Origin of the sequence: Serratia sp. 201 (genome assembly GCF_037027545.1) — a bacterium.
Classification (GTDB): Bacteria; Pseudomonadota; Gammaproteobacteria; order Enterobacterales; family Enterobacteriaceae; genus Serratia; species Serratia bockelmannii.
This window is the reverse complement of sequence record NZ_JAXCHC010000003.1, coordinates 86,976-113,516: the sequence shown is the minus strand read 5'-3', so window position 1 is coordinate 113,516 and position 26,541 is coordinate 86,976. Positions and strand designations below refer to the sequence as shown.

Below are 26,541 nucleotides of genomic sequence, written 5' to 3'. Positions count from 1 at the left end.
GAAAGGCCGGTTAATCACCGGCCTTTTTCTTTGGCGCTGCCGCCAGTAACGGCTTGGCAAAACGCCGTCATGCCGTAAAATTCCCTACCTTTGATGAATCCATCACCGTAAACCTATGGGAGACACGGATGGACAAACGCTTTATTCAGGCGCACCGCGAAGCGCGCTGGGCGCTGGGGCTGACGCTGCTCTACCTCCTGGCCTGGGGGCTGGCGGCCTACCTGCCGGACAGCGCCATCGGCGTCACCGGCCTGCCGCACTGGTTCGAAATGGCCTGCCTGCTGGTCCCGCTGCTGTTCACCGGCCTGTGCTGGCTGATGGTGCGCACGGTGTTCCGCGACATTTCGCTGGAGGATCGCGATGCAAACTGAAGTGATCCTGCCGCTGATCGCCTACCTGTTGCTGGTATTCGGCCTGTCGGTGTATGCCTACAGCCGCCGCCAGAGCGGGAATTTCCTCAGCGAATACTTTCTCGGCAACCGCTCGATGGGCGGCTTTGTGCTGGCGATGACCTTGACCGCCACCTACATCAGCGCCAGTTCGTTTATCGGCGGCCCCGGCGCCGCCTATAAATACGGCCTGGGCTGGGTGCTGCTGGCGATGATCCAGCTACCGGCGGTGTGGCTGTCGCTCGGCGTGCTGGGCAAGAAATTCGCCATCCTGGCGCGGCGCTACAACGCCATCACCCTCAATGACATGCTGTATGGCCGCTACCAGAGCCGCCTGCTGGTGTGGCTGGCCAGCCTTAGTCTGCTGGTGGCGTTCCTCGGCGCCATGACGGTGCAGTTTATCGGTGGCGCCCGCCTGCTGGAGACCGCCGCCGGCATTCCCTACGACACCGGCCTGCTGATCTTCGGCATCAGCATCGCGCTGTACACCGCCTTCGGCGGCTTCCGCGCCAGCGTGCTGAACGACGCCATGCAGGGGCTGGTGATGCTGCTCGGCACCGTACTGCTGCTGGTGGCGGTGATCCACGCCGCCGGTGGGTTGCACAGCGCGGTGGACAAGCTGCAGCAGATCGATCCGGCGCTAGTGTCGCCGCAGGGCGGCGATCAAATCCTCAGCCTGCCGTTTATGGCGTCGTTCTGGATCCTGGTGTGCTTCGGGGTGATCGGCCTGCCGCACACCGCCGTGCGCTGCATCTCTTACAAAGACAGCAAGGCGGTGCATCGCGGCATTCTGCTCGGCACCGTGGTGGTGGCGGTGCTGATGTTCGGCATGCACCTGGCCGGCGCGCTCGGCCGCGCGGTCTTGCCGGACCTCAAGATCCCCGATCAGGTGATCCCGACGCTGATGATCACCGTGCTGCCGCCGTACGCCGCCGGGATCTTTTTGGCGGCGCCGATGGCGGCGATCATGTCGACCATCAACGCCCAGCTGCTGCAATCCTCCGCCACCATCATCAAGGATCTCTATCTGGGCGTACGCCCACAGCAGATCCACAACGAGCGGTTGATCAAGCGCTTCTCCAGCCTGACCACGCTGATCCTCGGTCTGCTGGTGCTGCTGGCGGCCTGGCGGCCGCCAGAGATGATCATCTGGCTCAACCTGCTGGCTTTCGGCGGGTTGGAGGCGGTCTTCCTGTGGCCGCTGGTGCTGGGCCTGTATTGGGAACGCGCCAATGCTCAGGGAGCGCTTAGCTCAATGGTGTCGGGTGCGGTATGCTATACGCTATTGGCCAGCTTCAACCTGCAACCGGCGGGGCTGCATCCTATCGTGCCTTCGCTGTTGCTCAGCCTGTTGGCGTTTTATCTCGGTAACGTCGTCGGCGAAAAGCGCCGGGCGGCGTCATCATTACCCTCTTAAAGAGAATTGCTATGCCTTGGATCCAACTCAAACTGAACACCACCGGCAGCCAGGCGGAAGACCTGAGCGACGCGCTGGTGGAAAGCGGCGCCGTGTCGGTGACCTTCCAGGACACCCACGACAACCCGGTGTTCGAACCGCTGCCGGGTGAAACCCTGCTGTGGGGCGATACCGACGTGATCGGCCTGTACGACGCCGAAACCGATATGGCCGAGGTGGTGGCGATGCTGGAACAGCACCCGCTGCTGGGCGCCGGTTTCCGCCACAAGATAGAACAGCTGGAAGACAAGGACTGGGAGCGCGAGTGGATGGACAACTTCCACCCGATGCGCTTCGGTGAGCGCTTGTGGATCTGCCCGAGCTGGCGCGACGTTCCCGATCCCGACGCGGTTAACGTGATGCTCGATCCGGGCCTGGCGTTCGGCACCGGCACCCACCCGACCACCGCGCTGTGTCTGCAGTGGCTGGACGGCCTCGATTTGGCCGGCAAAACCGTCATCGACTTCGGCTGCGGTTCCGGCATCCTGGCAATCGCCGCGCTGAAGCTGGGTGCGGCGCGCGCTATCGGCATCGACATCGATCCCCAGGCCATTCAGGCCAGCCGCGACAACGCACAGCGTAACGGCGTTTCAGAGCGTCTGAAGCTGTATCTGCCGAAAGACCAGCCGGCGGACCTGCTGGCGGACGTGGTGGTCGCCAACATCCTCGCCGGCCCGCTGCGCGAGCTGGCGCCGCTGATTGGTTGCCTGCCGAAGGCCGGCGGTCATCTGGGGCTGTCCGGCGTGCTGGCCAGCCAGGCGAGCAGCGTAGCGGAAGCCTACGAAGAGAAGTTCACGCTCGATCCGGTCGCCGAGCGCGAAGAGTGGTGCCGTATCACCGGCCGCCGCAAGTAAGCGTCACGGTCTATTGCCCCCTCATCCACCGGCCCTGCGCCGGTGGATTTTTTTTGTCCGGCGATCGCCAGACGGACGAGACAAAATTTTATGCAATTTTTTGCCGTTCAACGACGGATCACCCTGACAATGCGCCTTCCAGGCAGGCTATACCAGCAAAAATAGCGGACGAATGCAGATAATATTCTGCACAAAGGCGAATATTTTGCCGCACACAAAATAAGCACTTTTCGTCAACTTATTGTAAAATATATATAATATTTTTATGAATCGCCGCGTAGCGCATTTTTCGCCCTAATATCGGGCCAATTGGTTAAAGTTTGGCCTTTCATCTCGACGCAAAAATGCGTAATATACGCGCCCTTGCGGACACAGTATGGTCACTCTTTGTCTATGCGCATTGGACACCACCAGCTTACTAATTGCCTGATTGCGGCCCCGATGGCCGGTATTACAGATCGCCCGTTCAGAACCCTCTGTCATGCAATGGGTGCTGGGATGGCTGTATCCGAAATGCTCTCCTCCAACCCGGAGGTGTGGCGGACGGATAAGTCGCGTCTGCGTATGGTGCATAGCGATGAACCAGGGATCCGCTCCGTGCAGATTGCCGGATGCGATCCTGATGATATGGCCGCCGCCGCGCGTATCAACGTGGCCAGCGGCGCGCAGATCATCGACATCAATATGGGATGCCCGGCCAAAAAAGTGAACCGGAAGCTTGCCGGGTCCGCTTTGTTGCAGTACCCGGATCTGGTTAAACGGATCCTCCACGCGGTGGTCGACGCGGTGGATGTGCCGGTAACGCTGAAGATTCGCACCGGCTGGGCGCCAGAGCACCGTAACTGTGTAGAGATTGCCCAACTGGCCGAAGACTGTGGTATTCAGGCCCTGACGATTCACGGCCGAACCCGCGCCTGTCTGTTTAACGGCAACGCGGAATACGACAGCATTCGGGCAGTTAAGCAGAGTGTTTCCATTCCGATTATCGCGAATGGGGATATTACTGACCCGCATAAAGCCAGAGCAGTGCTCGACTACACCGGGGCCGATGCCCTGATGATAGGCCGCGCTGCTCAGGGGAGACCCTGGATCTTCCGGGAAATCCAGCATTATCTGGACACTGGGGAGTTGCTGCCGCCGCTGCCGCTTGGCGAGGTGAAGCGCTTGTTGATTGGGCACATTCGGGAATTGCACGGCTTCTATGGCCAAGGCAAGGGATTCCGGATTGCTCGTAAGCACGTGTCCTGGTATCTCCAGGAACACGCTCCGAATGACCAGTTTCGGCGCACATTCAACGCCATAGAGGATGCCAGCGAACAGCTGGAGGCGTTGGAGGCATATTTCGAAAATCTTAGCGTAAAAAAAGAGCTGACAGAACTATGTTCGAACAACGCGTAAATTCTGACGTACTGACCGTTTCTACCGTTAACTCACAAGATCAGGTGACTCAAAAGCCTCTGCGTGACTCGGTTAAACAAGCACTGAAGAACTATTTTGCTCAACTGAACGGTCAAGACGTAAATGACCTGTATGAGCTGGTACTGGCTGAAGTTGAACAGCCACTGTTGGACATGGTGATGCAATACACCCGTGGCAACCAGACCCGCGCAGCCCTGATGATGGGCATCAACCGCGGCACGCTGCGCAAGAAGCTGAAAAAATACGGCATGAACTGATACTAGTCAGTTAACGTGTTGAAAAGGCGCTTTATCTCATTTGATAAGCGCCTTTTTCTTTGTCTGATTTATGCCTACATTGGCGGGGCTTTGCGCGGAATGCGCTTATCAATATATCCGGCAATGAAATAGCAAATACCCGCCACGGCCGCGACCATCACGGAGCGCTTCCACCCGTCCAACTCCACACCCAGGCTATCCAGCCCGCTCAACACCCCAAACACCAGCAGACCCAAGATAACCGATGCTCTGCCTGTCCAGGTTGGTGAGGGTGTAAATAAACGCCTTACCCAGTGGGATCTCATAGAGCTTCCTCCTTGCTTACGATTGAGTCGCCAATCGATGAAGAATACTCTCACGTTTTACTCGGGGCGACAAAGCGGGGGCATAGGTTCTGGTTTGCGGGCAATAAAAAAGGCCGCAACGCGGCCCTTGGGGTAAAAAGCGGAGACCTTATTCGGTCGCTTTGTTCTTGAGGCTTTCCGCCCCTTGCTTGGTCTTGTCCCAAGCCTTCTCCGTACCCTGTTTGGTGGAGTGCCAGGCCTTTTGCGAGCCTTCGCTCACTTTGCTGCCGACGCTGTCGCTCTTGCCTTCGGCGGCGTGCTTGGCTTTCAGCTTCAGCTCTTCACCCTTGTCCTGAGACTGGTGCAGCTTTTCTTTGGCGGTATCCGCCCCTTTATGCGCCTCAGCGACGACCTCGTTGCTGGCGTGAGCGGCGGTGTCGGTCGCGGTTTCAGCAGCGAACACCGGGGAAGCGAGCAGCAGTGCAGACAAGGCAATGATTGATTTCTTCATAAGTCCCTCTTTTCTCAGATACGTGCCATTCGTCATGAAACAAGATGGCATGAAATGCCCCTTGAACGATTTAAGAATAGGACTAAAACCAAAAAAATCGATACAAAATTTTATTACCAACGGTTTTATTGATTTTTTATGCCACCAAGCAGTATGAGCGGGGAAAGCGCACGAAAAAGTTAAATTTTTCCTGTCACAAAACTATAATTTGTACGAATTTTTAACAAGCACCAACAGGGATGGATTCTATGGTTGCCGCGATCATTATCGGCATTTTTATCATCAGCTTCCTCTACGCACACTCCCGCGGCAAAGAGAAACAAAAGCTTACCCGCCAACTGTTCGATCACTCCACCTTTATGGGGCCGATCAACATGTTTATGACCGGCTTCTCCCGTTTGCCCGCCAAACAGCCCTATTTCGACGAAAAAGGCTTCCCGGAGCTGCAGACGCTGACCGACAACTGGCAGGTGATCCGCGAGGAAGCGGTGCGCTTGCAGGATCACATCAAAAAGGCGCAGTCGCACAACGACGCCGGATTCAACACCTTCTTCAAGCGCGGCTGGAAACGTTTTTATCTGAAGTGGTACAGCGACAGCCACCCTTCGGCGCAAACGCTGTGCCCGAAAACCGTCGAGCTGCTCAACCGCATCCCGTCGGTCAAGGCCGCGATGTTCGCCGAGCTGCCGCCCGGCAGCCATTTAGGTAAACACCGCGATCCTTACGCCGGCTCGGTGCGCTACCATCTGGGGCTGATGACGCCCAACGACGATCGCTGCTTCATCGAGGTCGATGGCGAGCAGCACAGTTGGCGTGACGGCGAGGCGGTGATCTTTGATGAAACCTACGTGCACTGGGCGCAGAACGCCACCGATCAGACGCGCATCATTCTGTTTTGCGACGTCGAACGGCCGATGAAATGGCGCTGGGCGCAGGCGGTCAACCACTGGGTCGGCGCCACGCTGATGTCGGCAGCCAGCTCGCCGAACGACGATCAGGACCGCACCGGCGGCATCAACCGCATCTTCAAGTACGTCAACGCAGTGCGCGATGCCGGCCAACGCCTGAAAGCGCGCAACCGCCGTGGTTACTACCTGCTGAAGTGGCTGGTGATCGTCGCTATTTTCGCCGCCATCATCCTCCCCAGCCTGTAAACTGTCGCCAATCGTCAACACAGGGGCAACGCGAATGAGAATATTCGCATGCCCCTCTTCCGCCACACCCCGTACCCTGTGTTAACATACACGTTCCTAGAGCCGCCTCCGCTGGCCAACAGCTATCCCTCCGAAGCCTGATAGCAGCGCAAACCGCCCTTCGAATGTAAATGTTTAGTCAATTATGGAATTCCGACTAAACCCTGGCCGTACCTGGGTGTCTGAGTAGTCGTATCGCTATCGAGTGGAACCTTTATATGCGTTACAGCTTGCTGCCCCTTTTAACGTATAAAAAGAGTTTCTATGAAATCAGCCAAAGCATTTCAACTGGCCTTGCTGCACCCGCGCTACTGGTTAACCTGGTTCGGCCTCGCCCTGCTGTTCCTGCTGGTCCAGCTCCCCTACCCGTTGCTCAATCGGCTGGGAGTGTGGATGGGGCGTACCTCGATGCGATTTCTCAAACGCCGCGTCACCATAACTCGTCGCAACCTCGAGCTGTGTTTCCCCGAGATGGACGAAGCGCAGCGCGAGCGCAAGGTGGTGGGCAACTTCGAATCGCTCGGCATGGGCCTGTTAGAAACCGGCATGGCCTGGTTCTGGTCGGATAAACGCGTCAAACGCTGGTTCAACGTCTCCGGCATCAACCACCTCAAAATGGCGCAGCGCGACGATCGCGGCGTGCTGGTGATCGGCGTGCACTTCATGTCGCTGGAGCTGGGCGGCCGGGCAATGGGCCTGTGCCAGCCGATGATGGCGATGTACCGTCCGCACAACAATAAAGCGATGGAGTGGGCGCAGACCAAAGGCCGCATGCGTTCCAACAAGGCGATGATCGACCGCAAAGATCTGCGGGGCATGGTGCACGCGCTCAAGCGCGGCGAGGCGGTATGGTTCGCGCCGGATCAGGACTACGGCCCGCGCGGCAGCGTATTCGCCCCGCTGTTCGCCGTCGATCAGGCCGCTACCACCAGCGGCACCTTTATGCTGGCGCGCATGGCCAACCCGGCGCTGGTGCCGGTGGTGCTGATCCGCCGCGAAGGCGGCCGCGGCTACGACCTGCTGATCCAGCCGGCCCTGGAAGACTATCCACTCAGCGACGAACAGGCGGCGGCGGCTTACATGAACAAAGTGATCGAGAAAGAGATCATGCGAGCGCCGGAGCAATACATGTGGCTGCACCGCCGTTTCAAAACCCGACCGGCTGGTGCGCCCTCGCTGTACTGACCTTTTTTTTCAGCCCGGCCAATGCCGGGCTTTTTTGTGCGCCACCTTTAAAAAACGGCGGCTCGACACTCTACTTTCCTGTAATCTCCTTCTTTACCCGCACAGGAACGGAAATGATGAAAGCTCAAGTTCGCATTGCTCTGGTCGGTGATTACAACCCGCAAGCCGTGGCCCATCAGGCCATCCCCGTGGCGCTCCAGCTCACCGCCGCCCATCTCGATATTGACGTGCAGCCCCAGTGGCTACCGACCGAAACCTTGATCTCCCCCGAAACGCTGCAAAATTTCGACGCCATCTGGGTGGTGCCAGGCAGCCCGTATCGTTACGACGACGGCGCCTTTATGGCGATCCGTCATGCGCGGGAAAACGACGTGCCGTTCCTCGGCTCCTGCGGTGGTTTTCAATACGCCATCGTCGAATACGCACGCAACGTGATGGGCTGGCACGACGCCGGCCATGCGGAAACCGACAGCGGTGGCCGGCTGGTGATCGCCCCGCTGAGTTGCTCGCTGGTGGAAAAAACCGGCGACATCGTTTTTCAGCCCGACACCCGCGTCGCACAGGCCTACGGCAGCCTGAACACCCATGAAGGCTACCACTGCAACTTTGGCGTGAATCCGGAATTCGTCGCCGATCTTGAGCGCTTCCCGCTGATCATCAGCGGCCACGACAGCGAAGGCGACGTGCGCGCCATCGAACTGCCGGGCCGGCGTTTTTACGTCGCCACGCTGTTCCAGTCGGAACGCGCCGCGCTGCGCGGCGAGCTTTCACCGCTGGTGGTGGAACTCGTCAAAACAGCCGCCAACGGGTAAAAAAAAAGCCCTCCTGCGAGGGCTTCATTGACAAGCAACGCGGTCAGCGTCGGACGAGCGAATTCAGCACGGCGCTGATGTGCTCCCCTAAGCCGCGCCGGTTCACGGCTTCCGACATCATGGTGACATGATCGCCATCAACCAGGTTGACCGTCACCGCCGACGCCGGCAAATGCCCCTCCCAGCCGAGTGCCGAGCCGTCGCGGCGGTTGTAACCCGCCGGCTTGATGCGCTGCCAGTAGGCTTCCAGATCGTCGTTCAGCAAGCCGGGCATCTCCTCCACCGCTTTAAACAGGTGCAGATTAAGGCCGAGCGGCCGGATGACGCTGGCGCCGACCAGGGTCGCATAGTGATAACGCTTGCGCCATAACGCGGCTTCCTTCAGCGGATCGTCGAGGAAAGTGCTGATGCCCTGGCCGTGCAGCACGGCCAACGCCTCCTCCACCGACAGCGGCTGCAGGCGGGAGAACAGCGGCGCCTCCAGCGTCGGATGTTCCACCTCCAGCCAACTGAGGAATAGCTGTGTCGCATCGCGCATCGCCTGCTGCGGCCGCATGGTGTCGAGCAGGCCCACCAGCGCCACCTCTTCCCCCTCCGCCTGCAGCCGTTCCGCCACCATGTAGGTCAAGATCCCGCCCGAAGAGTAACCGAACAGGTGATACGGCCCGCTGGCTTGCACCTGCCGGATGACGCCGGCAACGATCTCCGCCATCGCCTCCATCGTTGCCGGCGGCGCGTCGGTCATCTCTGGCCACGGCACGGCATAAATCGGGAAGTCCGCATCGATCTCTTTGGCTATCTCATAAACATAGGAGTGATCGCCATAACCGGTCGGCATGAAGAAGACCGGCGGGCGCTGGCCGCTGCGGCGCGCCGGCAATGCCCTGAGCGGCTGTCCGCCCGTGCGCTGCTCGACATGCGCCGCCAGATCCGCCAGCACCGGGTGGTCAAAGATCGCCTGTACCTGCAGTGCGATCCCCCACTGCTGCGCCAGGCTGGCCTGACGGACCGCCAGCAGCGAATGGCCGCCCAGTTCGAAGAAGTTGTCGTGTCTGCCGATCTGCGGCAGCCCCAGCAACTCCGCCCACGCCTGCGCCAACAGCGTCTCGGTATCGCCGCGCGGCGCTTCGTAGGCTTCGCCTGCGGCGGCGGCCATCTCCGGCGCCGGCAGAGCCCGCCGATCAATCTTGCCGTTTGGCGTCAGCGGCATCGCCGCCAGCCAGACAAAGGCCGCAGGCAGCATATAGTCCGGCAGCTGCGCCGCCAGGTGCTGACGCAGCTCACCGGCCAACCCGTCGCTCGCCACGTTCTCACGCACGCTGATCCAGGCGATCAACCGCGTATCCGCACCGACGCAGCAGGCATCGACCACCGCTTCGTTCACCGCCGGGTGCGCCGCCAGGCGCGCCTCTATCTCTCCCATCTCGATACGGAAGCCGCGAATTTTCACCTGACGATCGTTGCGTCGCTGATACTCGAGGTTGCCGTCCGCCCGGTAACGCACCAGATCGCCGGTGCGATACATGCGCCCGCCCGGGTTAAACGGATCGTTCAGGAAACGTTCCGCGGTCAGTTCCGGCCGGTTGAGGTACCCCAGCGCCACGCCGACGCCGCCGATATACAGCTCGCCAATCACGCCCAGCGGCGCCGGTCGGCCGCGCGCATCCAGCACATAGGCGCGGGTGTTGCCGATCGGTTTACCGATCGGCAAACGCATGGCGCCTTGCACCTCGGCGATCGCCGCCGTCGTGGCGAAGGTCGTCGCTTCCGTCGGCCCATAGGCATGGATCAGCTGTACCGGCCCCGCTTCCTGCAGCAGGCGTTCGAAGGCGCTCGGCTCCTCCTTTTCCCCACCGCAGATCAGATAGCGCAGCTGGGCGAGCGTCGCGCCCATGCTGTACACATACTGATTGAACAACGCGGTCGTCAGGAACAGCGTCGTCACGCGATGCTGCGTCAATGCGGCGCTCAAGCGCGCCGCATCCATCACGGTTTCCGCCGGGATCACCACCAGTTCGCCGCCGTTCAACAACGCCGCCCACACCTCCATCGTCGCGGCGTCGAAGGCCGGGTTAGCGGCATAAGCCACCCGTTCGGTCGCATCGAACGCCGCATAACGGTTGTTGATCACCAACCGAGTGATGCCCTGGTGCGGCGTCATCACGCCTTTAGGCAGCCCTGTGGAGCCGGACGTGTACATGATGTATGCCACCTCAGCGCTCGACAGCGACAGCGCCGGGTCGTTCTCGTCACCGCCGGAGATTGCCGGCCGCAGCAGCGGCAAGGTATCCCCGTCCGTCGCTTCACCGACGATAAGGCGCGCGCCGCTGTCCTCCAGGATCCACTGCTGACGCGCCGCTGGCAGCTGCGGGTCGATAGGTACATACACCGCGCCGGCCTTGAAGATCGCCAGCTGCGTCGCCACCAGATCGATGCTGCGCGTCAGACGCGTCGCCACGCGCTCGCCCGGTTGAATGCCGTGGGCGATCAGAGCATGCGCCAGCCGGTTAGCCTGGGCATTCAACGCCGCATAGCCGATCCGACGGTCGCCTTGCACGATCGCGACAGCCTGCGGCGCACGCTGCGCCTGGCGTTCAAACAGCTGATGCACGCAAAGCTCTGCCGGATAAGGCGCCGTCGTCTGATTCCATTCCTCCAGCAGCAGCCGGCGCTCAGACGGCGGCAGGATCTCCAGCTCGCTCGCCGGCAGGGTCGGCTGGCTTTCCAACGCCTGCGCCAATGAGGCCAGCGCCTGTTGCATATAGCCGCAGATCCTCGCCGCCGGCACCGGTTCGCTGACCTGCGCCGTCAGCCCCAGAGAGTCGCCGCCGTCTTCCACCGACAGGACGAACGGATAGTTGGTGCGCTCCTGCGCGCTCAACAGCGTCATGCCTTCCGGCAACACCAGCTCGCTGCCGTTGTTGTGGCGATAGTTGAGCAACGCGCTGAACAGCGGCATCCCCGCCGCCACGCCGCTGCAGCGCTGCGCCAGCGCCAGCGGCGCGTGCTCATGCTGCAGCAACCCGCTCAGCCGCGCGTGGGCCTGGCGCGCCGCCGTCGCCACATCGTCATCGCCGATGTCGAGGCGCAGCGGCAAGGTATTGATAAACAGCCCCATCGCTCGCTCGGCGCCTTCCCCCGCCTGCATGCGTCCCAGCAGCACGGTACCGAACACCACGCGGTCGTGGCCGCTGGTGCGGGCCAAGACCTGCGCCCAGGCCAAATGGCACAGGCTGGCTAGGCTCACGCCCAACCGTTTGGCCTGATGCCGCAGACGTTCGTTCAGCGCCTTGTCGATAGGCTGGTGCGCCGTGGTGACGCCCTTGCCATCGCCGCGCACGTTGCCGAGCCCGAACGGCAGCACCGGCTCTTCGATGTCCGCCAGCATGGCGCGGAAGAAGGTTTCATGTTCTTGCGCGCTGACGCTCAAACGCGCCTGCGCCACCGCATTGCGGAACGGCGGCGCGGCGCCCAGCTCGGCGCCTTTGCCGGCGAGGATCGCGGCGATCTCTTCTTCGATCAATGCCGCCGTGGAATGATCCCCCACCAGATGATGCCATTGCTGCAGCATCCACCAGCCGCCATCGCTATCTTGCGCCACCACGACGTTCAGCAGCGGCGCACGGCTGAGATCCAGACGCGCATGCTGCGGATCGAAGCGCGCCAGCAGTTGATCGCCAATCGCCCCCTGCGCCGGATCGAGCGTCAGCTCAGTCCACGGCAGCGCGGCGGCGCGCCAAACGACCTGTACCGGCTCGCGGATCGCCTCACTGATGAACGCCGTGCGCAGAATATCGTGGCGATCGATCACCTGTTGCATCGCGGCCCGCCAACGATCCAGACGCTCGCGGTTCTCAAAGCGCAACAGCGTAGACAGCAGGTACGGATCGCCCCGTTCCGCCAACAGGTGGTGGAACAGAATCCCCTCCTGCAACGGCGACAACGCATAGATATCCTGCACGTTGGCCACCCCGCCCGGCACGCGCGCCACGATGCTGTCGATCTCAACCTGGTTCAGCGAGGCCAGCGGCAGCAACTCAGGCGTGATGCGCGCGCTATCCGGCCGCAGCAGGTTCTCGGGGATCTCGATTTCGCAGCGCGCCTCCAGCGCCTCCGCCAGCGAGGCCAGCGTCGGGGCGGTAAACAGCGTTTGCACGTTCGCCGTCAGGCCGCAGCGACGCAGCTCCGCGATCAGTTTCACCGCCAGCAGCGAATGCCCGCCCAACTCGAAGAAATTGTCATGTCGGGCGACATTCGGCAGACCGAGCAATTCGCCCCAGATCGCCGCCAACAGGGTTTCCGTGTCGCCCTGAGGCGCTTCATGGCCCACGCGCGCAAAATCGCCGGCCTGTGGCGTCGGCAACGCGCGGCGATCCACTTTACCATTCGGGGTCAACGGCAAGTCGGCAAGCATCAGACAGGCCGCCGGCACCATGTAGTCCGGCAGCTGCGCCGCCAAATGCCGCCGCAGCTCGTCGGTCAGATCGCGGCCCTCGGCCTCGGCTTGCGGCACGATCCAGGCGATCAACGCAGGATGCGCACCGCGCACGTCAACCACCGCTTCGCGCACCGCCGGGTGCGTTTCCAGCAGGACTTCAATCTCGCTGCACTCGATGCGGAAGCCGCGGATCTTCACCTGCTGATCGTTGCGTCCGCAGTAATCGAGGTTGCCGTCCGGCAGATAGCGCGCTAAATCGCCGGTGCGATACATGCGGCCTCCCTCGTTAAACGGATCCGCCAGGAAACGCTCGGCCGTGAGGTCTTCGCGATTCAGGTAACCCAGCGCCACGCCCACGCCGCCGATATACAGCTCGCCGATCGCGCCCAGCGGCACCGGCTGGCGATGTTCGTCCAGCAGATACACCCGCGTATTACCGATCGGCCGGCCAATCGGCAAACGGTGCCGCCCCGCCGCCACGGTGATGTGCGCCGAGGTAGCGGCAGTGGTGGCTTCCGTCGGGCCGTATCCGTTGATCAGCTGCACCCGGCCCCCCTCCTTCAGCACCCGGGTATAGGCATGAGGATCCGCCGCTTCGCCGCCGCTGATCAGGTATTTCAGCCCCGCTAACGTCGCGGGAATGCTGTGCGCATGCTGATTGAACAGCGAGGTCGGCAGCACCAGCACCGTAATCGCCTGGCGCGTCAGCAAATCGGCGAACGCCGAGGCGTCCAGCAAGACCGCCGGCGGTACTACCACCAGCGCGGCGCCGTTCAGCAAGGCTCCCCAAACTTCCAGCGTCGCCGGATCGAACGCCGGGTTGATGGCGAAAGCGATACGATCCGAGTCGCTGAACTCCGCATAACCGTTATTGATCACCAGTCGGTTGATCCCCTGATGCGGCACCATCACGCCTTTCGGCTTACCGGTTGAGCCGGAGGTGTACATGATGTAGGCCAGATCCAGACTGTTGCTCGCCAATATCGGCGCGCCGGACGGCAGGTCCGCGTCATCGCTTTGAGGCAGACGAGCGACGCCGACGCCGATCTGCGCGTCGTCCTCGCCGCCATTCAGCAACAGTACTGCACCGCTGTCGGCGATGATCCAGTTCTGGCGGCCGGCCGGCAGCTGCGGATCAACCGGCACATAGGCAGCACCGGCCTTAAGGATCGCCAATTGGGCGATCACCAGGGCAGCGCTGCGCTCAAACCGGACCGCCACGCGCTGGCCGGGCTCCACGCCCGCCTTAATCAGGCGCCAGGCCAGCCGATTGGCGTGCTCCGCCAACTGTGCGTAGCAGATAAGCTGCTCGCCATCGACCAACGCCGTCGCCTGCGGCGTGCGCCGCGCCTGCTCGTCGAACAGTTGATGCACGCACGCCTGCGCCGGATACGCCCGCTCGGTGCGGTTCCACTCGTGCAGCAGCAGCTGACGTTCGGCCGCAGGCAGCAGATCGACGCGCGCCGCCGGCTGGTCAAGATCCGCCGCCATCGCTCGCAGCGCCTGCTGCAGATACGCGCCGTAGCGCACCGCCGTGTCGCGATCGAACAAGGCGCTGGCGTAGTTCAACGAGCCGACAATGCCGCTGCCGCTTTCCGCCAACTCGAGCGTCATGTCGAATTTCGCGACGTCATAGCTCAGCCCGGCATCCGTCGTTTGCAGGCCCGGCAATGCGATATCGCGCACCGAGCCGTCCTGCCAGGCCAGCATCACCTGGAACAGCGGCGTCGCGTCCAGCTGGCGCGGCGGATTGACCACCTCCACCACCTGTTCAAACGGCAGATCGCCGTTTTCCCGCGCCGCCAATACCGTCTCGCGCACGCGTTCGAGCAAGATTTTCAGCGTCGGCTCACCGCGCAGATCGACATGCATCGCCAGCGTGCTAACGAAGAAGCCGGCCAGCGGTTCGATTTCCAGCCTGCTGCGGTTGGCCTCCGGGGTGCCAATCACCACCTGCGGTTGACCGGCCATGCGGGACAACACCAAACTCCAGGCGGCCAGCACCGTCATGAACAGCGTGCCGCCGTATTGGCGGCTCAACCGCCGCAGCGCGTCGGTGAGCGCCGCGTCGATAACCAGAGGCACCTCACCGCCGGCGAACGACTGCATCGCCGGACGCGGCCGATCGGTCGGCAGCGTCAGCAGCGCCGGCGCATCGCCCAGCGTCTGGCGCCAGAACGCCGCCTGCTCGGCCAACCGTTCCTGCGTCAGCCACTGGCGCTGCCAAACGGCATAATCGACATAGTGCACCGCCAGCGGCGGCAGCGGAGACGGTTCACCGCGTTGGAAGGCGCCATACAATGCGCTCAACTCCCGCATCAGGATCCCGGTAGACCAGCCGTCGGAAACGATATGGTGGCAGGTCAGCAGGAACAGATGCCGCCGCTCGCTCACTTGCAGTAAGCAAGCCCGCACCAGCGGCCCCCTTTCCAGATCGAACGGCGCTTTCATCGCCGTTTCGGCTAGCGCGTGCAAACGTTGCTCCGCATGACGCTCGCCGCGCAAGTCGTGATGCGCCAGCGGCATGGCCGCCTCCGGCAAGATCCGCACCTGAGGTTGCCCATCCTGGCAAACAAACACGCTGCGCAAGGCTTCGTGGCGGGCATACAGCGCGTCGAGGCTGCGTTGGAACGCCGGCGCATCCAGGTCGCCGTCAAGGCGCAACGCCAGAGGGATATGGTAAGTCTCGCCGATCCCGCCCATTTGGCTCAGGAACCACAGCCGCTGCTGGGCAAACGACAACGGCAATGCGTCGTGACGTGGGGTCGGCACGATGGCCGTCGGCTGCGCCGCCCCCTCCCGTTCCAGCCACTGCGCCAGCGCCTGCAACACCGGCGCAGCGAACAGCGCCGACAGCGGCAGCCGCCAGCCGGCCTGCTGTACCCGATTGGCCAACTGTACCGCCAGCAGCGAATGTCCGCCCAGAGCGAAGAAATCATCATGACGACCTACGCGTTCAACATTCAGCAACTGACGCCAGATGGACGCCAGCAGGCGTTCTCGTTCATTGGCCGGCGCTTCATAAACAGCGCGCGCGGCGGCCCCCAGCTCAGGCGCCGGCAGCGCGCGTTTGTCCAGTTTGCCGTTGGTGGTCAGCGGCAACGCGTCCAGCCACACAAAGGCCGTCGGCACCATATAGTCCGGCAGACGGCCGGCCAGATGCTGGCGCAGCCGCAGCGCCAGCGTTTCCCGATCTCCCTCTTCGCCCGGCACCGCCCAGGCCACCAAACGTTTGTCGCCGCCGTTGTCCTGCCAGGCGTCAACCGCCACGCTGCGGACCTCAGGATGGTCCAGCAGCGCCGCCTCCACCTCACCGCACTCAATGCGGAAACCGCGAATTTTCACCTGCTGGTCGTTGCGCCCCAGGTACTCCAGCTCACCGTTCGGCAGATAGCGCGCCAGATCGCCGGCGCGATACATCCGTTCTCCCGCCACGAAAGGATCGTCGAGGAAACGTTGCGCATTCAGCTCCGGCCGATTCAGGTAGCCGCGCGCCACACCCAGCCCGCCGACATACAGCTCACCCACTGCGCCCTGCGCCACCGGCTGACCGTGTTCGTCAAGCAGATACAGGCGCAAATCCGGGATGCGGCGGCCGATCGGGCTGCCGCTGCCGGTGATGTCCGCCGGAGACATTTCCCGGTAGGTGACGTGCACCGTCGTTTCCGTTATGCCGTACATATTGATTAACCGCGGCGCGTCCGGCCGATTACGGGCATACCACGGCGCCAGATCGGCCGGATTCAGCATTTCGCCGCCGAAGACGATGTAGCGCAGCCGATGCGGCGTGTTGTCCTGAGCTTGAATGAACGCTTTAAAGGCGCTTGGCGTCTGATTCAGTACCGTCACGCCCTGGTGACAAACCAGCTGATAAAACGCGGGGGCAGAGCGCGCCGTTTCCTGCGGCACGATCACCAACCGGCCGCCGTGGCGCCACGCGCCCCAGATTTCCCATACCGAGAAATCGAAGGCGAACGAGTGGAACAGACACCAGACATCCCCGGCGTCAAAGCCGAACCCGGCGTCGGTCGCGGTAAACAGGCGCTCAACCTGACGGTGTTCCACCATCACGCCTTTCGGCTTACCGGTCGATCCGGAGGTATAGATCACATAGGCCAGATTGGCCGCCGTCAGCCCCGCAACCTGCGGATTGGCGGCCTCGGTGCCCCAGCCTTCCTCCAGCGCCATCGTCGGCACATCAGCCCCACTCAGCGCCGAACGCCCTGCGGCGTCGGCCAGCAGCAACACCGGCCGGGCATCGTGTAAAATGTACTCCAGACGTTCGCCGGTATAAGCCGGATCGAGCGGCACATAGGCGCCGCCCGCTTTCAGGATCGCCAGCAACCCGACCAGCATCGGCGTGCTGCGCTCCGCACACAGCGCCACCAGACGATCGGGCCCGACGCCGCGCGCGATCAACACCTGCGCCAACGCGTTGGCTCGTTCATTGAGCGCCCGATAGCTGAGGCGTTCTTCTCCGCACACCGCGGCGATCGCCTCTGGCGTGCGCAGCGCCAGCCGCTCCAGGTGATGGTGCGGGCAGAGATCCGCCTGCGGTTCGTCCGGCGTCCGGTTCCAGCCATGCAACAACCGCTGCCGTTCGTTCTGCGGCAACAGCGCAAGCTGCGAAACCGGCTGCGGCGCCGCCAACGCGATGCTCTGCAACACCTGGCGCAGATAGATCCCGTAGCGCTCGGCGGTTTCACGATCGAACAGCGCCGTGGCGTAATACAGCGAACCGGCGATCTCTTCGCCGATCTCGGTCAGATCCAGCGTCATGTCATATTTCGCCGCGGCATAGCCGGCATCGATCGCTTCCGCCTGCAGCCCCGGCAGGCCGATGTCGTGCACCGAACCGTCCTGCCAGCTCAGCATCACCTGGAACAACGGAGTATGGCCACGATGACGCGGCGGGTTCACCTGTTCAACCACCTGCTCGAAAGGCAGATCGCCATGATCGCGCGCCGCCAGCAGCGTATCGCGCACGCGCAGCGCCAACGTCGACAAATCCGGATCGTCGGACAGATCGATGCGCAGCGCCAAGGTGCTGACGAAGAAGCCGATCATCGGTTCCGTTTCCAGCCGGCGACGGTTGGCCTCCGGCGTGCCGATCACCAGATCGCGCTGCCCCGACAAACGGGACAGCACGACGCTCCACGCCGTCAACAGCGTGATGAACAGCGTGCATCCCTGACGCAGGCTGAATTGCCTCAGCGCTGCAGTCAGTTCGGCATCGAGCGAGACGGCCACCCGATCCCCGGCGAATGACTGCACCGCCGGGCGCGGACGGTCGGTCGGCAGCGTCAACAGCGCTGGCGCATCGCCCAACGTCTGGCGCCAATAATCGGCCTGCTTCGACAAGCGCGCCGGCTGCAGCCATTGCCGCTGCCAGTGGGCGTAATCCGCGTATTGCAACGCCAGCGGCGGCAGCGGCGATGGTTCGCCGCGACACAACACGCCATACAACGCACCCAGCTCCCGCAGCAATATGCCGTTCGACCAACCATCGGAAATGATGTGGTGGCAGGTCAACGCGAACAGCTGTTCCTCGTCGCTCAGCCGGATAAGGCTGGCGCGCAACAGCGGGCCCCCGGCCAGATCAAAGGGCGCCGCAGCCTCTTCCCGTATCAGCATGGCGGCGCGCGCCTGCGCATCCGCGACGCCGCGCAGATCGTGGATTGTCAGCGGCAAACCGGCGATCGGCAAAATGAGCGCCTGCGGCTGGCCGTCGCGGCTGATAAAGACGGTGCGCAACGCGTCGTGGCGCGCATAAAGCGCGTCGAGGCTGCTCTGCCAGGCGGCCAGATTCAGCGGCCCACGCAACCGCAGCGCCAGCGGCATGTGGTAAATTTCGCTCATGCCGTCCAGTTGGGTCAGGAACCACAGGCGCTGCTGAGCGAACGACAGCGGTAAGGCCGCATCGCGCGGCGCAGGCAGAATCGGCGGCAGGCTTTCCGCCTGCGTGATCTGGCGCGCCAGCGCCTGCAGGACCGGGTTGGCGAACAGCGCCTGCAGCGACAGCGGCAACCCGCTTTGCTGCAGGCGGTTGGCCAAACGCACCGCCAACAACGAATGGCCGCCCAGGGCGAAGAAGCTGTCGTTGCGGCCAACCTGATCCACGCCCAGCAGTTCTTCCCATAGCGCAGCCAGACGCTGCTCGACGTCCCCCAGCGGCGCCTCGTAGGCTTCACGACGATAGGCCTCGCCCGACGGGTCGGGCAATGCGCGGCGATCGAGCTTGCCGTTTGGTGACAGCGGCAGCGCCTCCAGCAGCACGCAAGCGGCTGGCACCATGTAATCCGGCAGTTTGTCGGCCAAATGCCGGCGCAGCACCTCCGCCAGCGACGCCTCATCGGCACCTGGCTGCGGCACCACCCAGGCGATCAGGCGTTTCTCACCGCCGTCGCCGCCGCGCGCATCCACCACGGCTTCGCGCACCTGCGGATGCGCGGCCAGCGCCGCCTCTATCTCGCCGCATTCGATACGGAAACCGCGGATCTTCACCTGCTGATCGTTGCGGCCCAGATACTCGATATTGCCGTCCGGCAGGTAGCGGGCCACGTCGCCGGTGCGGTACATGCGGCCGCCGTGGCCGGCATCGAACGGATCGGCCAGGAAGCGCTCCGCCGTCAGTTCAGGCCGGTTGAAATAGCCGCGCGCTACCTGGATGCCGCCGATATACAGCTCGCCAACCGCCCCCAGCGGCACCGGCTGCCCTTGTTCATCGAGCAGATAGATCCGCGTATTGGCCACCGGCCGCCCAATGGGCACCGACACCAGCCCGGGTTGGCGGGTGCAGTGCCAAGCGGTCACGTCCACCGCCGCTTCGGTCGGACCATAGAGGTTATGCAACTCGACATGCGGCATCTGGCGGTAGAACTCCGCCACCAGCGAGGCGGGCAGCGCCTCGCCGCTGCACATGACGCGCACCACCTGCCCACAGCGGCGGCTCGCGCCTTCATACAGCAGGAAGCTTTGCAGCATCGACGGCACAAAGTGCAGCGTTGTCACGCCATACTGTTCAATGGCGCGGCTCAGGTACTCCGGATCCTTGTGGCCTTCCGGGCGCGCCATCACCAGGCGCGCGCCATACATCAACGGCCAGAAGAATTCCCACACCGAGACGTCGAAGCCGAACGGCGTTTTCTGCAGCACCGTATCCGCCGGCGTCAACCCATAAGCCTGCTGCATCCAGATCAGGCGGTTAACGATGCCGCGATGCTCATTCATCGCGCCTTTCGGTTTTCCGGTCGAGCCGGAGGTATAAATCACGTAAGCCAAATGATTGGGCTGCGCGCGCGGCGCCGGGTTATCGGCGTTCAGATCGTCCGGCAACGGTTCATCCAGCGCCAGCAGCGGCACCGCGTGTTCGCCCAGCGCCGCGCGGCCGGCGGCGTCCGCCAGCAGCAGCACCGGATCGGCGTCCTGCAGGATATATTGCAGACGTTCGCCCGGATAAGCCGGATCCAGAGGCACATAGGCGCCGCCGGCCTTGAGGATGCCGAACAATGCCGTCACCATCGCCAGGCTGCGCTCGGCGCACACCGCCACCCGGCAATCCGGCCCGACGCCGCGCTGCATCAGCGCGTGCGCCAGGCGATTGGCCTGCGCGTTCAGTTGGGCGTAGCTCAGTTCGGCGTCGCCGCAAACCAGCGCCACGGCGTCCGGCGTGCGGCGCACCTGCGCTTCAAATAGCCCATGCAGGCAAACGTCCTGCGGATAAGGCTGTGCCGTTGCGTTCCAACCATTGATCAGCAAGGCGTACTCGTCGTCCGGCAGAATCGACAGTTCACGCACCGGCATTTCCGGCGTGTGTTCCAGCGCATTCACCAGAGCGGTCAACGCCTGTTGCATATAGCGGCACACCCGCGAGGCTTCAATGGGGTCGATGACCTGCGCCGTCAACGCCAGCGAATCCATGCCGTCGTCCACCGACAGCACGAACGGGTAGTTGGTGCGTTCGTCCGCGCCGATCAGGCTGACCCCTTCCGGCAGTGCCAAGGCTTCCCCGTCGTTGTGGCGGTAGTTCAGCAGCGCACTGAACAGCGGCGCACCGCTTTTCACGCCGCTGCAGCGCTGCGCCAACGCCAGCGAGGCGTGCTCATGCGCCAGCAAGCCGCTCAGGCGCGCATGCGCCTGCCGCACCGACGCCTCAACGCTGCGCCCGTCCATATCCAGCCGCAGCGGCAGCGTATTGATGAATAGCCCCAGCGCCCGGTCGGCGCCTTCGCCCGATTCCATGCGGCCCAGCAGCACCGTGCCGAACACCACGGCATCACGCCCGCTGGTGCGCGCCAACACCTGCGCCCAGGCCAGATGGCACAGGCTGGCCAGGCTGACGCCCAGCCGCTTCGCCTGTCGACGCAGGTCGGCATTCAGCGCAGGCGCCAGCGCCAGACGGCCGGTATTGGCGCACTGTCCGTCGCCGTGTACGTTGCCGAGCCCGAACGGCAGTACCGGTTCGTCGATGTCCGCCAGCATGCCGCGGAAGAAACGCTCATGTTCCTGTTCGCTGAGCCCCAAACGCGCTTGCGCCACCGCATTGCGGAACGGCTGCGCGCAGCCCAGCGTATCGCCTCGCCCGGCCAGAATGGCGTTGACTTCTTCTCCCATCATCGCCAGCGTCGAGTGGTCGCCAATCAGGTGGTGCCACTGCTGCAAGACGTACCAGCTGCCGTCGCTCTCTTCGGCGATAACGTAATACAGCAGCGGTGCCCGCGTCAGATCCTGCCGGATCCGTCGGGGGTCGAAGCGCGCTTCCAGCTGACGGCCGACCGGCCCCTCGGCCGGATCCAGCGCCAGCTCGATCACCGCTAAACGCGCCCGACGCCAGACGACCTGTACCGGTTCGGACAGCCCCGCACCGACAAAGGCCGTGCGCAAAATGTCATGACGCTCCACCACCTGCTGCATCGCCGCCAGCCAGCGATCGAAACGCGCCCGGCTGTCGAAACGCAGCAGTGCCGACAGCAGGTAGGGGTCGCCCTCTTCCGCCAGCATGTGGTGGAACAAGATCCCTTCCTGCAACGGGGAAAGGGCGTAGATATCCTGTACGTTGTCGATGCCCCCCTCCACACCGTCGACGATCTGATCGATCTCCGCCTGAGTCAGATCGGCCAGCGGCAGCATCTGCGGCGTGATTGCACGGCAGCCCGGCGCAATCACGTTTTCCGGCACCTGAATCCGCTGCTGCGACACCAGCGTTTGCGCCAGAGCCGACAGCGTTGGCGTGGAGAACAGCGCCTGAACGCTCGCCGACAGCCCGGCCTGGCGCAGCTGCGCCATCAGCTTCACCGCCAGCAGCGAATGACCGCCCAACTCGAAGAAGTTGTCGTGACGCCCCACGCGTTCAACGCTCAGCAACCCCTGCCAAATCTGAGCCAGCAGCGTTTCGGTTTCCCCCTGTGGCTCGACATAGGCTTCGCGCATGGCGGCATCCGGCGCCGGTACCGGCAACGCGCGCCGATCCAGTTTGCCGTTCGGCGACAGCGGCAGCGCCTCCAGCCACACAAAGGCCGTCGGCACCATATAATCCGGCAACGTTGTAGCGAGTGCCCGGCGCAACGTCTGCGCCAGCGCCTCACGCTCCGCCTCCGGCTGCGGCACGACCCAGGCCACCAGACGTTTGTCGCCTTCGCCATCCGTGAGCGCATCCACCACCGCGTCGCGCACGGCGGCATGCATAGCCAGCTGCGACTCGATTTCACCGCATTCAATGCGGAAGCCGCGAATTTTTACCTGCAGATCGTTGCGGCCCAGATACTCCAGGCTGCCATCCGGCATATAGCGCGCCAGATCGCCGGTGCGGTACATGCGGCCGCCCGGCGCGAAAGGATCGGCCAGGAAACGCTCCGCCGTCAGCGCCGGCTGGTTCAGGTAACCGCGCGCCACCTGCGCGCCGCCGATATACAGTTCACCCACGGCGCCCAGCGGCACCGGCTGGCCATCGTCATCCAGCAAGTACGCCCGGCCGTTGGCGATAGGCCGGCCGATAGACGGCATCGCCGTACCGACCGCCGGCTCGCCCGAAGTCGCTACCACGGTCGTCTCCGTCGGCCCATAGTTATTCACAATGGTTACGCCAGGCGGCGCCGGTAGCGGCCAGCGGCGAATGCTGTCGCCGCCGATCAGCAGCATCCGCAGATCGGCAGGCATCTCGCCCATCAGTGCGATCTCAGCCAGCGGCGTCACCATAAACCCGACCTGCACACCGCTGCCGCGCCACCATTGCAGCAGCGCTTCGCCATTGCCCGTCGCCTCTGCCGGCGGCAGCAGCAGCGTCGCCCCCTGCGTCAACGTCGGCCAGATTTCCCAAACGCTGGCGTCAAAACCCAACCCGGCCATGCTGGTCGTTCGCTCGCCAGCCTGCAAACCGGTCGCTTCGCAGTGCCACATGATCAGGTTGATCAGGTGCGCCTGCTCCACCATTACCCCTTTCGGTTTGCCGGTCGAGCCCGAGGTGTAAACCACATACGCCAGGCTGCCTGGCTGCGCGCGCGGCGGCAGGTCGTGATCCTGCTCTGGCAGCGCGTCTTCCAGCGCCAACAACGGCGCTGCTACCGCCCCCAGCGCGGCGCGGCCGGTACTATCCGCCAACAGCAGCGCCGGCGCGCAGTCCTGCACGATATAGTGCAGACGCTCAGCGGGATAAGCCGGATCCAGCGGCACATAGGCGCCGCCGGCTTTCAGGATCGCCAGCAGTGCGACGATCATCTCCGGGCTGCGCGCGGCGCAGACCGCTACGCGGCTTTCCGGCCCTACGCCGCGTGCCGTCAGGTAATGCGCCAGCCGGTTGGCGCGCGCGTTCAATTCCGCATAGCTCAGCGACATCGCCCCCTGAGACAGCGCCGGCACCGTCGGCGTACGCCGCGCCTGCGCTTCAAACAGGGCCGACACGCTCGACGCCTGCGGGAAAGCCCGGTGCGTGCGGTTGCGCACGTTGAGCAATAGCTCTCGCTCCGCCTGGCTCAGTAAACGATCGCCTCGCACCGGCGCATTCGGCGCCGCAGCGGCCTGCCGGAGCAGCAATAGCAGATGCTGCGCGGCACGCAGCATCTGCTCGTCCCCCACCGCGGCGCTGTCGTACACCCAACGGAAAGCGGCGTTGCTTTCACAGATTTGCAGCACTGCCCGAGCGCCGGAGCGTTTCACCGCCGCTGCGCCCTCCTGACTGTCGTCGAATCCCGGCGAGGTGTCGCGGCGCAATAGCGTCACGACGGTTGACCAGGCGCGCGAACGCGTGTCCAGGCCGAGCAATGCCGGATGGTAGGCGCGACGCGCGCGCGCCTGCTGCCATTCGCGTCGCATCTGCACCTGCGCCTCGGCGAAACCCAGCGTCGGATTCAGCGAGATCTGCAGCGGCAGTGTCCAAACCTGGCCCGGTTCGCCGATGACGTCGTCCGTCGCGTTCAGCCAGCCAAGTTGGAAATCACTTTCGCCGCCCATCAATCCCAGATACAGCGCCAGCCCGGTCAACACCGCTTCAACCTCGATCTTGCCCGCGTGTTGCCAGGCCGTAGCCTGCCATGCCGGCCGGGCTTCGCGCTGCCAGGCCACCGGGAACGCCGCCGGGGCAAACTGCGCCAATCGCGGTTGCCAGAAGGCCGCATGATGCCCACCGGCCGCCTGTCGCTCCTCCAATCGTTTCGCCTGCGAAGGATCAAGCAACGGTAACGGCTCGCCCACCGTCAAACCGTGCAGCTGCGCCAGCGCTTCCCCCGCCGTCAGCTCGCCTTCGGCGGTGAACCAGCCCCCGATCCGCACCGCCCCTTCCGCCGTGGCGATATTCCAACCCGCATCGTCGACGCAGAGCAGCGTACCGGGTGGCGCATTGTCGGCGTCAGGCAGCATTTCCAGGCGCCCAACGCCCAGCGCCCGGTCGGCCAACAGGATTTTCAGCGGGCAATTCCCCGCAGGATGGCCGAGTGACGTCGCGAGGCGCACCAGCTCAGCAGCAGGGCGATCCCAGCGGATGAAGCCGGCGGCCGGCGGCAGTCGACGGAGATCATAGAAACTGCCGCTGACGTCCGCTTCAGGCTGCGCAGAGATCTGTTGCATCACCTGGGCAATGCTGCCTTCAGGTTGTTCAGAGAGGAGCCGCAGAATAAATTGGAAACGCCGTTGTAAACTCTCAAGCTGGCTTAATGAATGGGCATGCGGCGCATCGGCAAACATGACGTCCAACTCTTGCGCCTGCTGATCTTCGTAAAACAGAATTTGCATATCGCTGACGGCGATGTTGCCACCGTAGTACCAACGTGTCTTACATCCCCAAAACGGATCGCCATGATCGAAGGAAACGATATTGATGGCGGGACCAAACCAGGATGAACTCATGGTGCTGCGATCGCGACGAATATCCTCACCGCGATATAATTGCCGACGAACCACTTTGGCTATTTCCGCAGCGACCTGTTGTGCAAAATCAGCCAGACGACTTTCAGGGTTAATGGCTAAAATCAGTGGCACCACATTCGCAGTCATACCAATACTGTTTCGCTCTCGCGTACCGGTCACCGGCAGGCTGAAATTCAATAAGGTCTGACCAGTAATACTATGGAAACATAATGCGACAGCCGCCGCCAATATATGAGCGCGATGTACGCCGGCTTTTTCCGCCCCCCGATCAATCGCCGCTATCTCATTTATTTTTAATGTGTGATTGCTGATTTGCATGGACGAATAAGGGACGAGTTTCTCCTGACGCGTCAGGCTATAAGGCGCGGCGAGCGTATAGCCTTGCCAGAACTGTTTATCGGTGGCGAAGCGGGAAGAATCGCGGTACTGCAGGTCGTGTTCATAGAGCCGGGTAAAACTGCAATTGCTGAATTCAGGAATGTTTTTTTTCTCAGCTAATGCGTTGTAATACAGCGCGATACGACGCATAAACTCTTCGGCGCTGCGGCCATCTACCAGCATGTGGTGAAAACGTCGGTAGAGGATATAGTTGCCCGGCGCCAACGTCAGTAAGGCAAAACCGAACAGGTCCTGATCCAGCGCGGAGATCACGCGATCGGCATCTTGCCGCATCCAGCGCTGCGCCGCCAGCTCAGGGTATTCCTGGCTGCTGAAGTCATGCACGGAAAGCGGGTCATGACTGCGCGCCGCACGGTATTGATAAAGCTCGCCGTCTTGTTCGGTGAAATGGGCCTGCATCGCCGGCGTTTCTTCAATGATCGCGTCTATCGCCTGGCGCAGCAGGGCTATCTGCAACGGCCCTTGTATCGTGCCGTATCCCCACATATTGAATGGCAAGCCTTCAGACATGCTGGCGCTCAGCCAAAGCTCGCGCTGAGCGGTGGTAATTTCATGCAGTTCGACTTTTTCCAACGAAATATGAGCACCCGTACGGAATTCCCCACTCTTCACATCAGTTTGTTTGTTCATAATATTCTCTAGCACGTTTTCATTACGTTAATGAAAGGGTCCGTCCGGATTTAGGCAAAGCCTGGCCGTCCGACAGTTCAAGTCAGAATAAAAAACCGTAGAAAAGCTGGGTCTCCCCCAACTAAGAAAGAATGAAATGGTTAATCCAGAGGTTCCCCCTGTGCCTCAATTTGCTGAGGTGTGAAGTATAGGAGAGGATATTTTTTTTGGCGAAATGTGCGAAAGGGGATAAATGATCATTTTATTTCCCCGATATTACTCAGGGATGACGAGCGTATTCCGCTTTTATTAACTCGATATAATTATGGGGAGATTAATATTATTTTGTATTATTCACCACAGTTAATGTGCAACAAT

The 26,541-nt window shown here is 62.6% G+C and carries 10 protein-coding genes; 8 read left to right on the top strand and 2 right to left on the bottom strand.

Translation table 11 applies throughout. The features are described from left to right. The first annotated feature begins 128 nt into the window (after positions 1 to 128). The 5 genes from WA302_RS16130 to fis all read left to right on the top strand — a co-directional run bounded on the left by WA302_RS16130 (position 129) and on the right by fis (position 4,375). A complete protein-coding gene (locus WA302_RS16130) occupies positions 129 to 371 on the top strand; it encodes a YhdT family protein (RefSeq protein WP_043141891.1) in 243 nt (80 codons plus the stop codon). Next, the gene (gene panF, locus WA302_RS16125) at positions 361 to 1,806 is read left to right on the top strand and encodes a sodium/pantothenate symporter (RefSeq protein ID WP_089181379.1); all 1,446 of its coding nucleotides are present in this window, start codon (positions 361 to 363) and stop codon (positions 1,804 to 1,806) included. The genes WA302_RS16130 and panF overlap by 11 nt, the downstream gene beginning before the upstream one ends. Positions 1,807 to 1,817: 11 nt before the next feature. After that, entirely contained in the window at positions 1,818 to 2,699 is an 882-nt protein-coding gene (gene prmA, locus WA302_RS16120; RefSeq protein ID WP_261456600.1) for a 50S ribosomal protein L11 methyltransferase, read from the top strand. Positions 2,700 to 3,092: 393 nt separating this feature from the next. Next, positions 3,093 to 4,097: a tRNA dihydrouridine synthase DusB gene (gene dusB / locus WA302_RS16115; RefSeq protein WP_025304426.1), complete on the top strand. Its 1,005-nt coding sequence runs from the start codon at positions 3,093 to 3,095 to the stop codon at positions 4,095 to 4,097. Continuing rightward, complete coding sequence (gene fis / locus WA302_RS16110; RefSeq protein ID WP_000462905.1) at positions 4,079 to 4,375, top strand: DNA-binding transcriptional regulator Fis; 297 nt, start codon at positions 4,079 to 4,081, stop codon at positions 4,373 to 4,375. Before dusB ends, fis begins: the two co-directional genes overlap by 19 nt. Before the next feature lie 453 nt (positions 4,376 to 4,828). Here the strand turns inward: fis and WA302_RS16105 are convergent, their stop codons facing one another. Then, entirely contained in the window at positions 4,829 to 5,170 is a 342-nt protein-coding gene (locus WA302_RS16105; RefSeq protein WP_016930249.1) for a hypothetical protein, read from the bottom strand. A 248-nt stretch (positions 5,171 to 5,418) separates the two neighbouring features. Here WA302_RS16105 and lpxO point away from each other — a divergent pair, with 248 nt between their 5' ends. The 3 genes from lpxO to WA302_RS16090 all read left to right on the top strand — a co-directional run bounded on the left by lpxO (position 5,419) and on the right by WA302_RS16090 (position 8,360). Beyond that, positions 5,419 to 6,324, top strand: coding sequence for a lipid A hydroxylase LpxO (lpxO, locus tag WA302_RS16100; protein ID WP_025304427.1), 906 nt, complete (start codon positions 5,419 to 5,421; stop codon positions 6,322 to 6,324). Between the two features lie 303 nt (positions 6,325 to 6,627). Then, positions 6,628 to 7,548: a kdo(2)-lipid IV(A) palmitoleoyltransferase gene (gene lpxP, locus WA302_RS16095; RefSeq protein ID WP_016930250.1), complete on the top strand. Its 921-nt coding sequence runs from the start codon at positions 6,628 to 6,630 to the stop codon at positions 7,546 to 7,548. 113 nt (positions 7,549 to 7,661) lie between these two features. Further along, on the top strand, positions 7,662 to 8,360 hold the full coding sequence (locus WA302_RS16090; RefSeq protein WP_169540440.1) for a CTP synthase C-terminal region-related (seleno)protein: 699 nt from the start codon (positions 7,662 to 7,664) through the stop codon (positions 8,358 to 8,360). Positions 8,361 to 8,403: 43 nt separating this feature from the next. On the opposite strand, the gene WA302_RS16085 is transcribed toward WA302_RS16090, so the two are convergent. Beyond that, complete coding sequence (locus WA302_RS16085; RefSeq protein WP_336064514.1) at positions 8,404 to 26,184, bottom strand: amino acid adenylation domain-containing protein; 17,781 nt, start codon at positions 26,182 to 26,184, stop codon at positions 8,404 to 8,406. Positions 26,185 to 26,541 lie beyond the last annotated feature (357 nt).

Excerpts from the sequence above, each read along its gene's own strand:
- WA302_RS16090 (WP_169540440.1), top strand. The coding sequence starts at position 7,662 with ATGATGAAAGCTCAAGTTCGCATTGCTCTGGTCGGTGATTACAACCCG.
- lpxO (WP_025304427.1), top strand. The coding sequence starts at position 5,419 with ATGGTTGCCGCGATCATTATCGGCATTTTTATCATCAGCTTCCTCTAC.
- dusB (WP_025304426.1), top strand. The coding sequence starts at position 3,093 with ATGCGCATTGGACACCACCAGCTTACTAATTGCCTGATTGCGGCCCCG.
- panF (WP_089181379.1), top strand. The coding sequence starts at position 361 with ATGCAAACTGAAGTGATCCTGCCGCTGATCGCCTACCTGTTGCTGGTA.
- prmA (WP_261456600.1), top strand. The coding sequence starts at position 1,818 with ATGCCTTGGATCCAACTCAAACTGAACACCACCGGCAGCCAGGCGGAA.
- WA302_RS16105 (WP_016930249.1), bottom strand. The coding sequence starts at position 5,170 with ATGAAGAAATCAATCATTGCCTTGTCTGCACTGCTGCTCGCTTCCCCG.
- lpxP (WP_016930250.1), top strand. The coding sequence starts at position 6,628 with ATGAAATCAGCCAAAGCATTTCAACTGGCCTTGCTGCACCCGCGCTAC.
- WA302_RS16130 (WP_043141891.1), top strand. The coding sequence starts at position 129 with ATGGACAAACGCTTTATTCAGGCGCACCGCGAAGCGCGCTGGGCGCTG.
- WA302_RS16085 (WP_336064514.1), bottom strand. The coding sequence starts at position 26,184 with ATGAACAAACAAACTGATGTGAAGAGTGGGGAATTCCGTACGGGTGCT.
- fis (WP_000462905.1), top strand. The coding sequence starts at position 4,079 with ATGTTCGAACAACGCGTAAATTCTGACGTACTGACCGTTTCTACCGTT.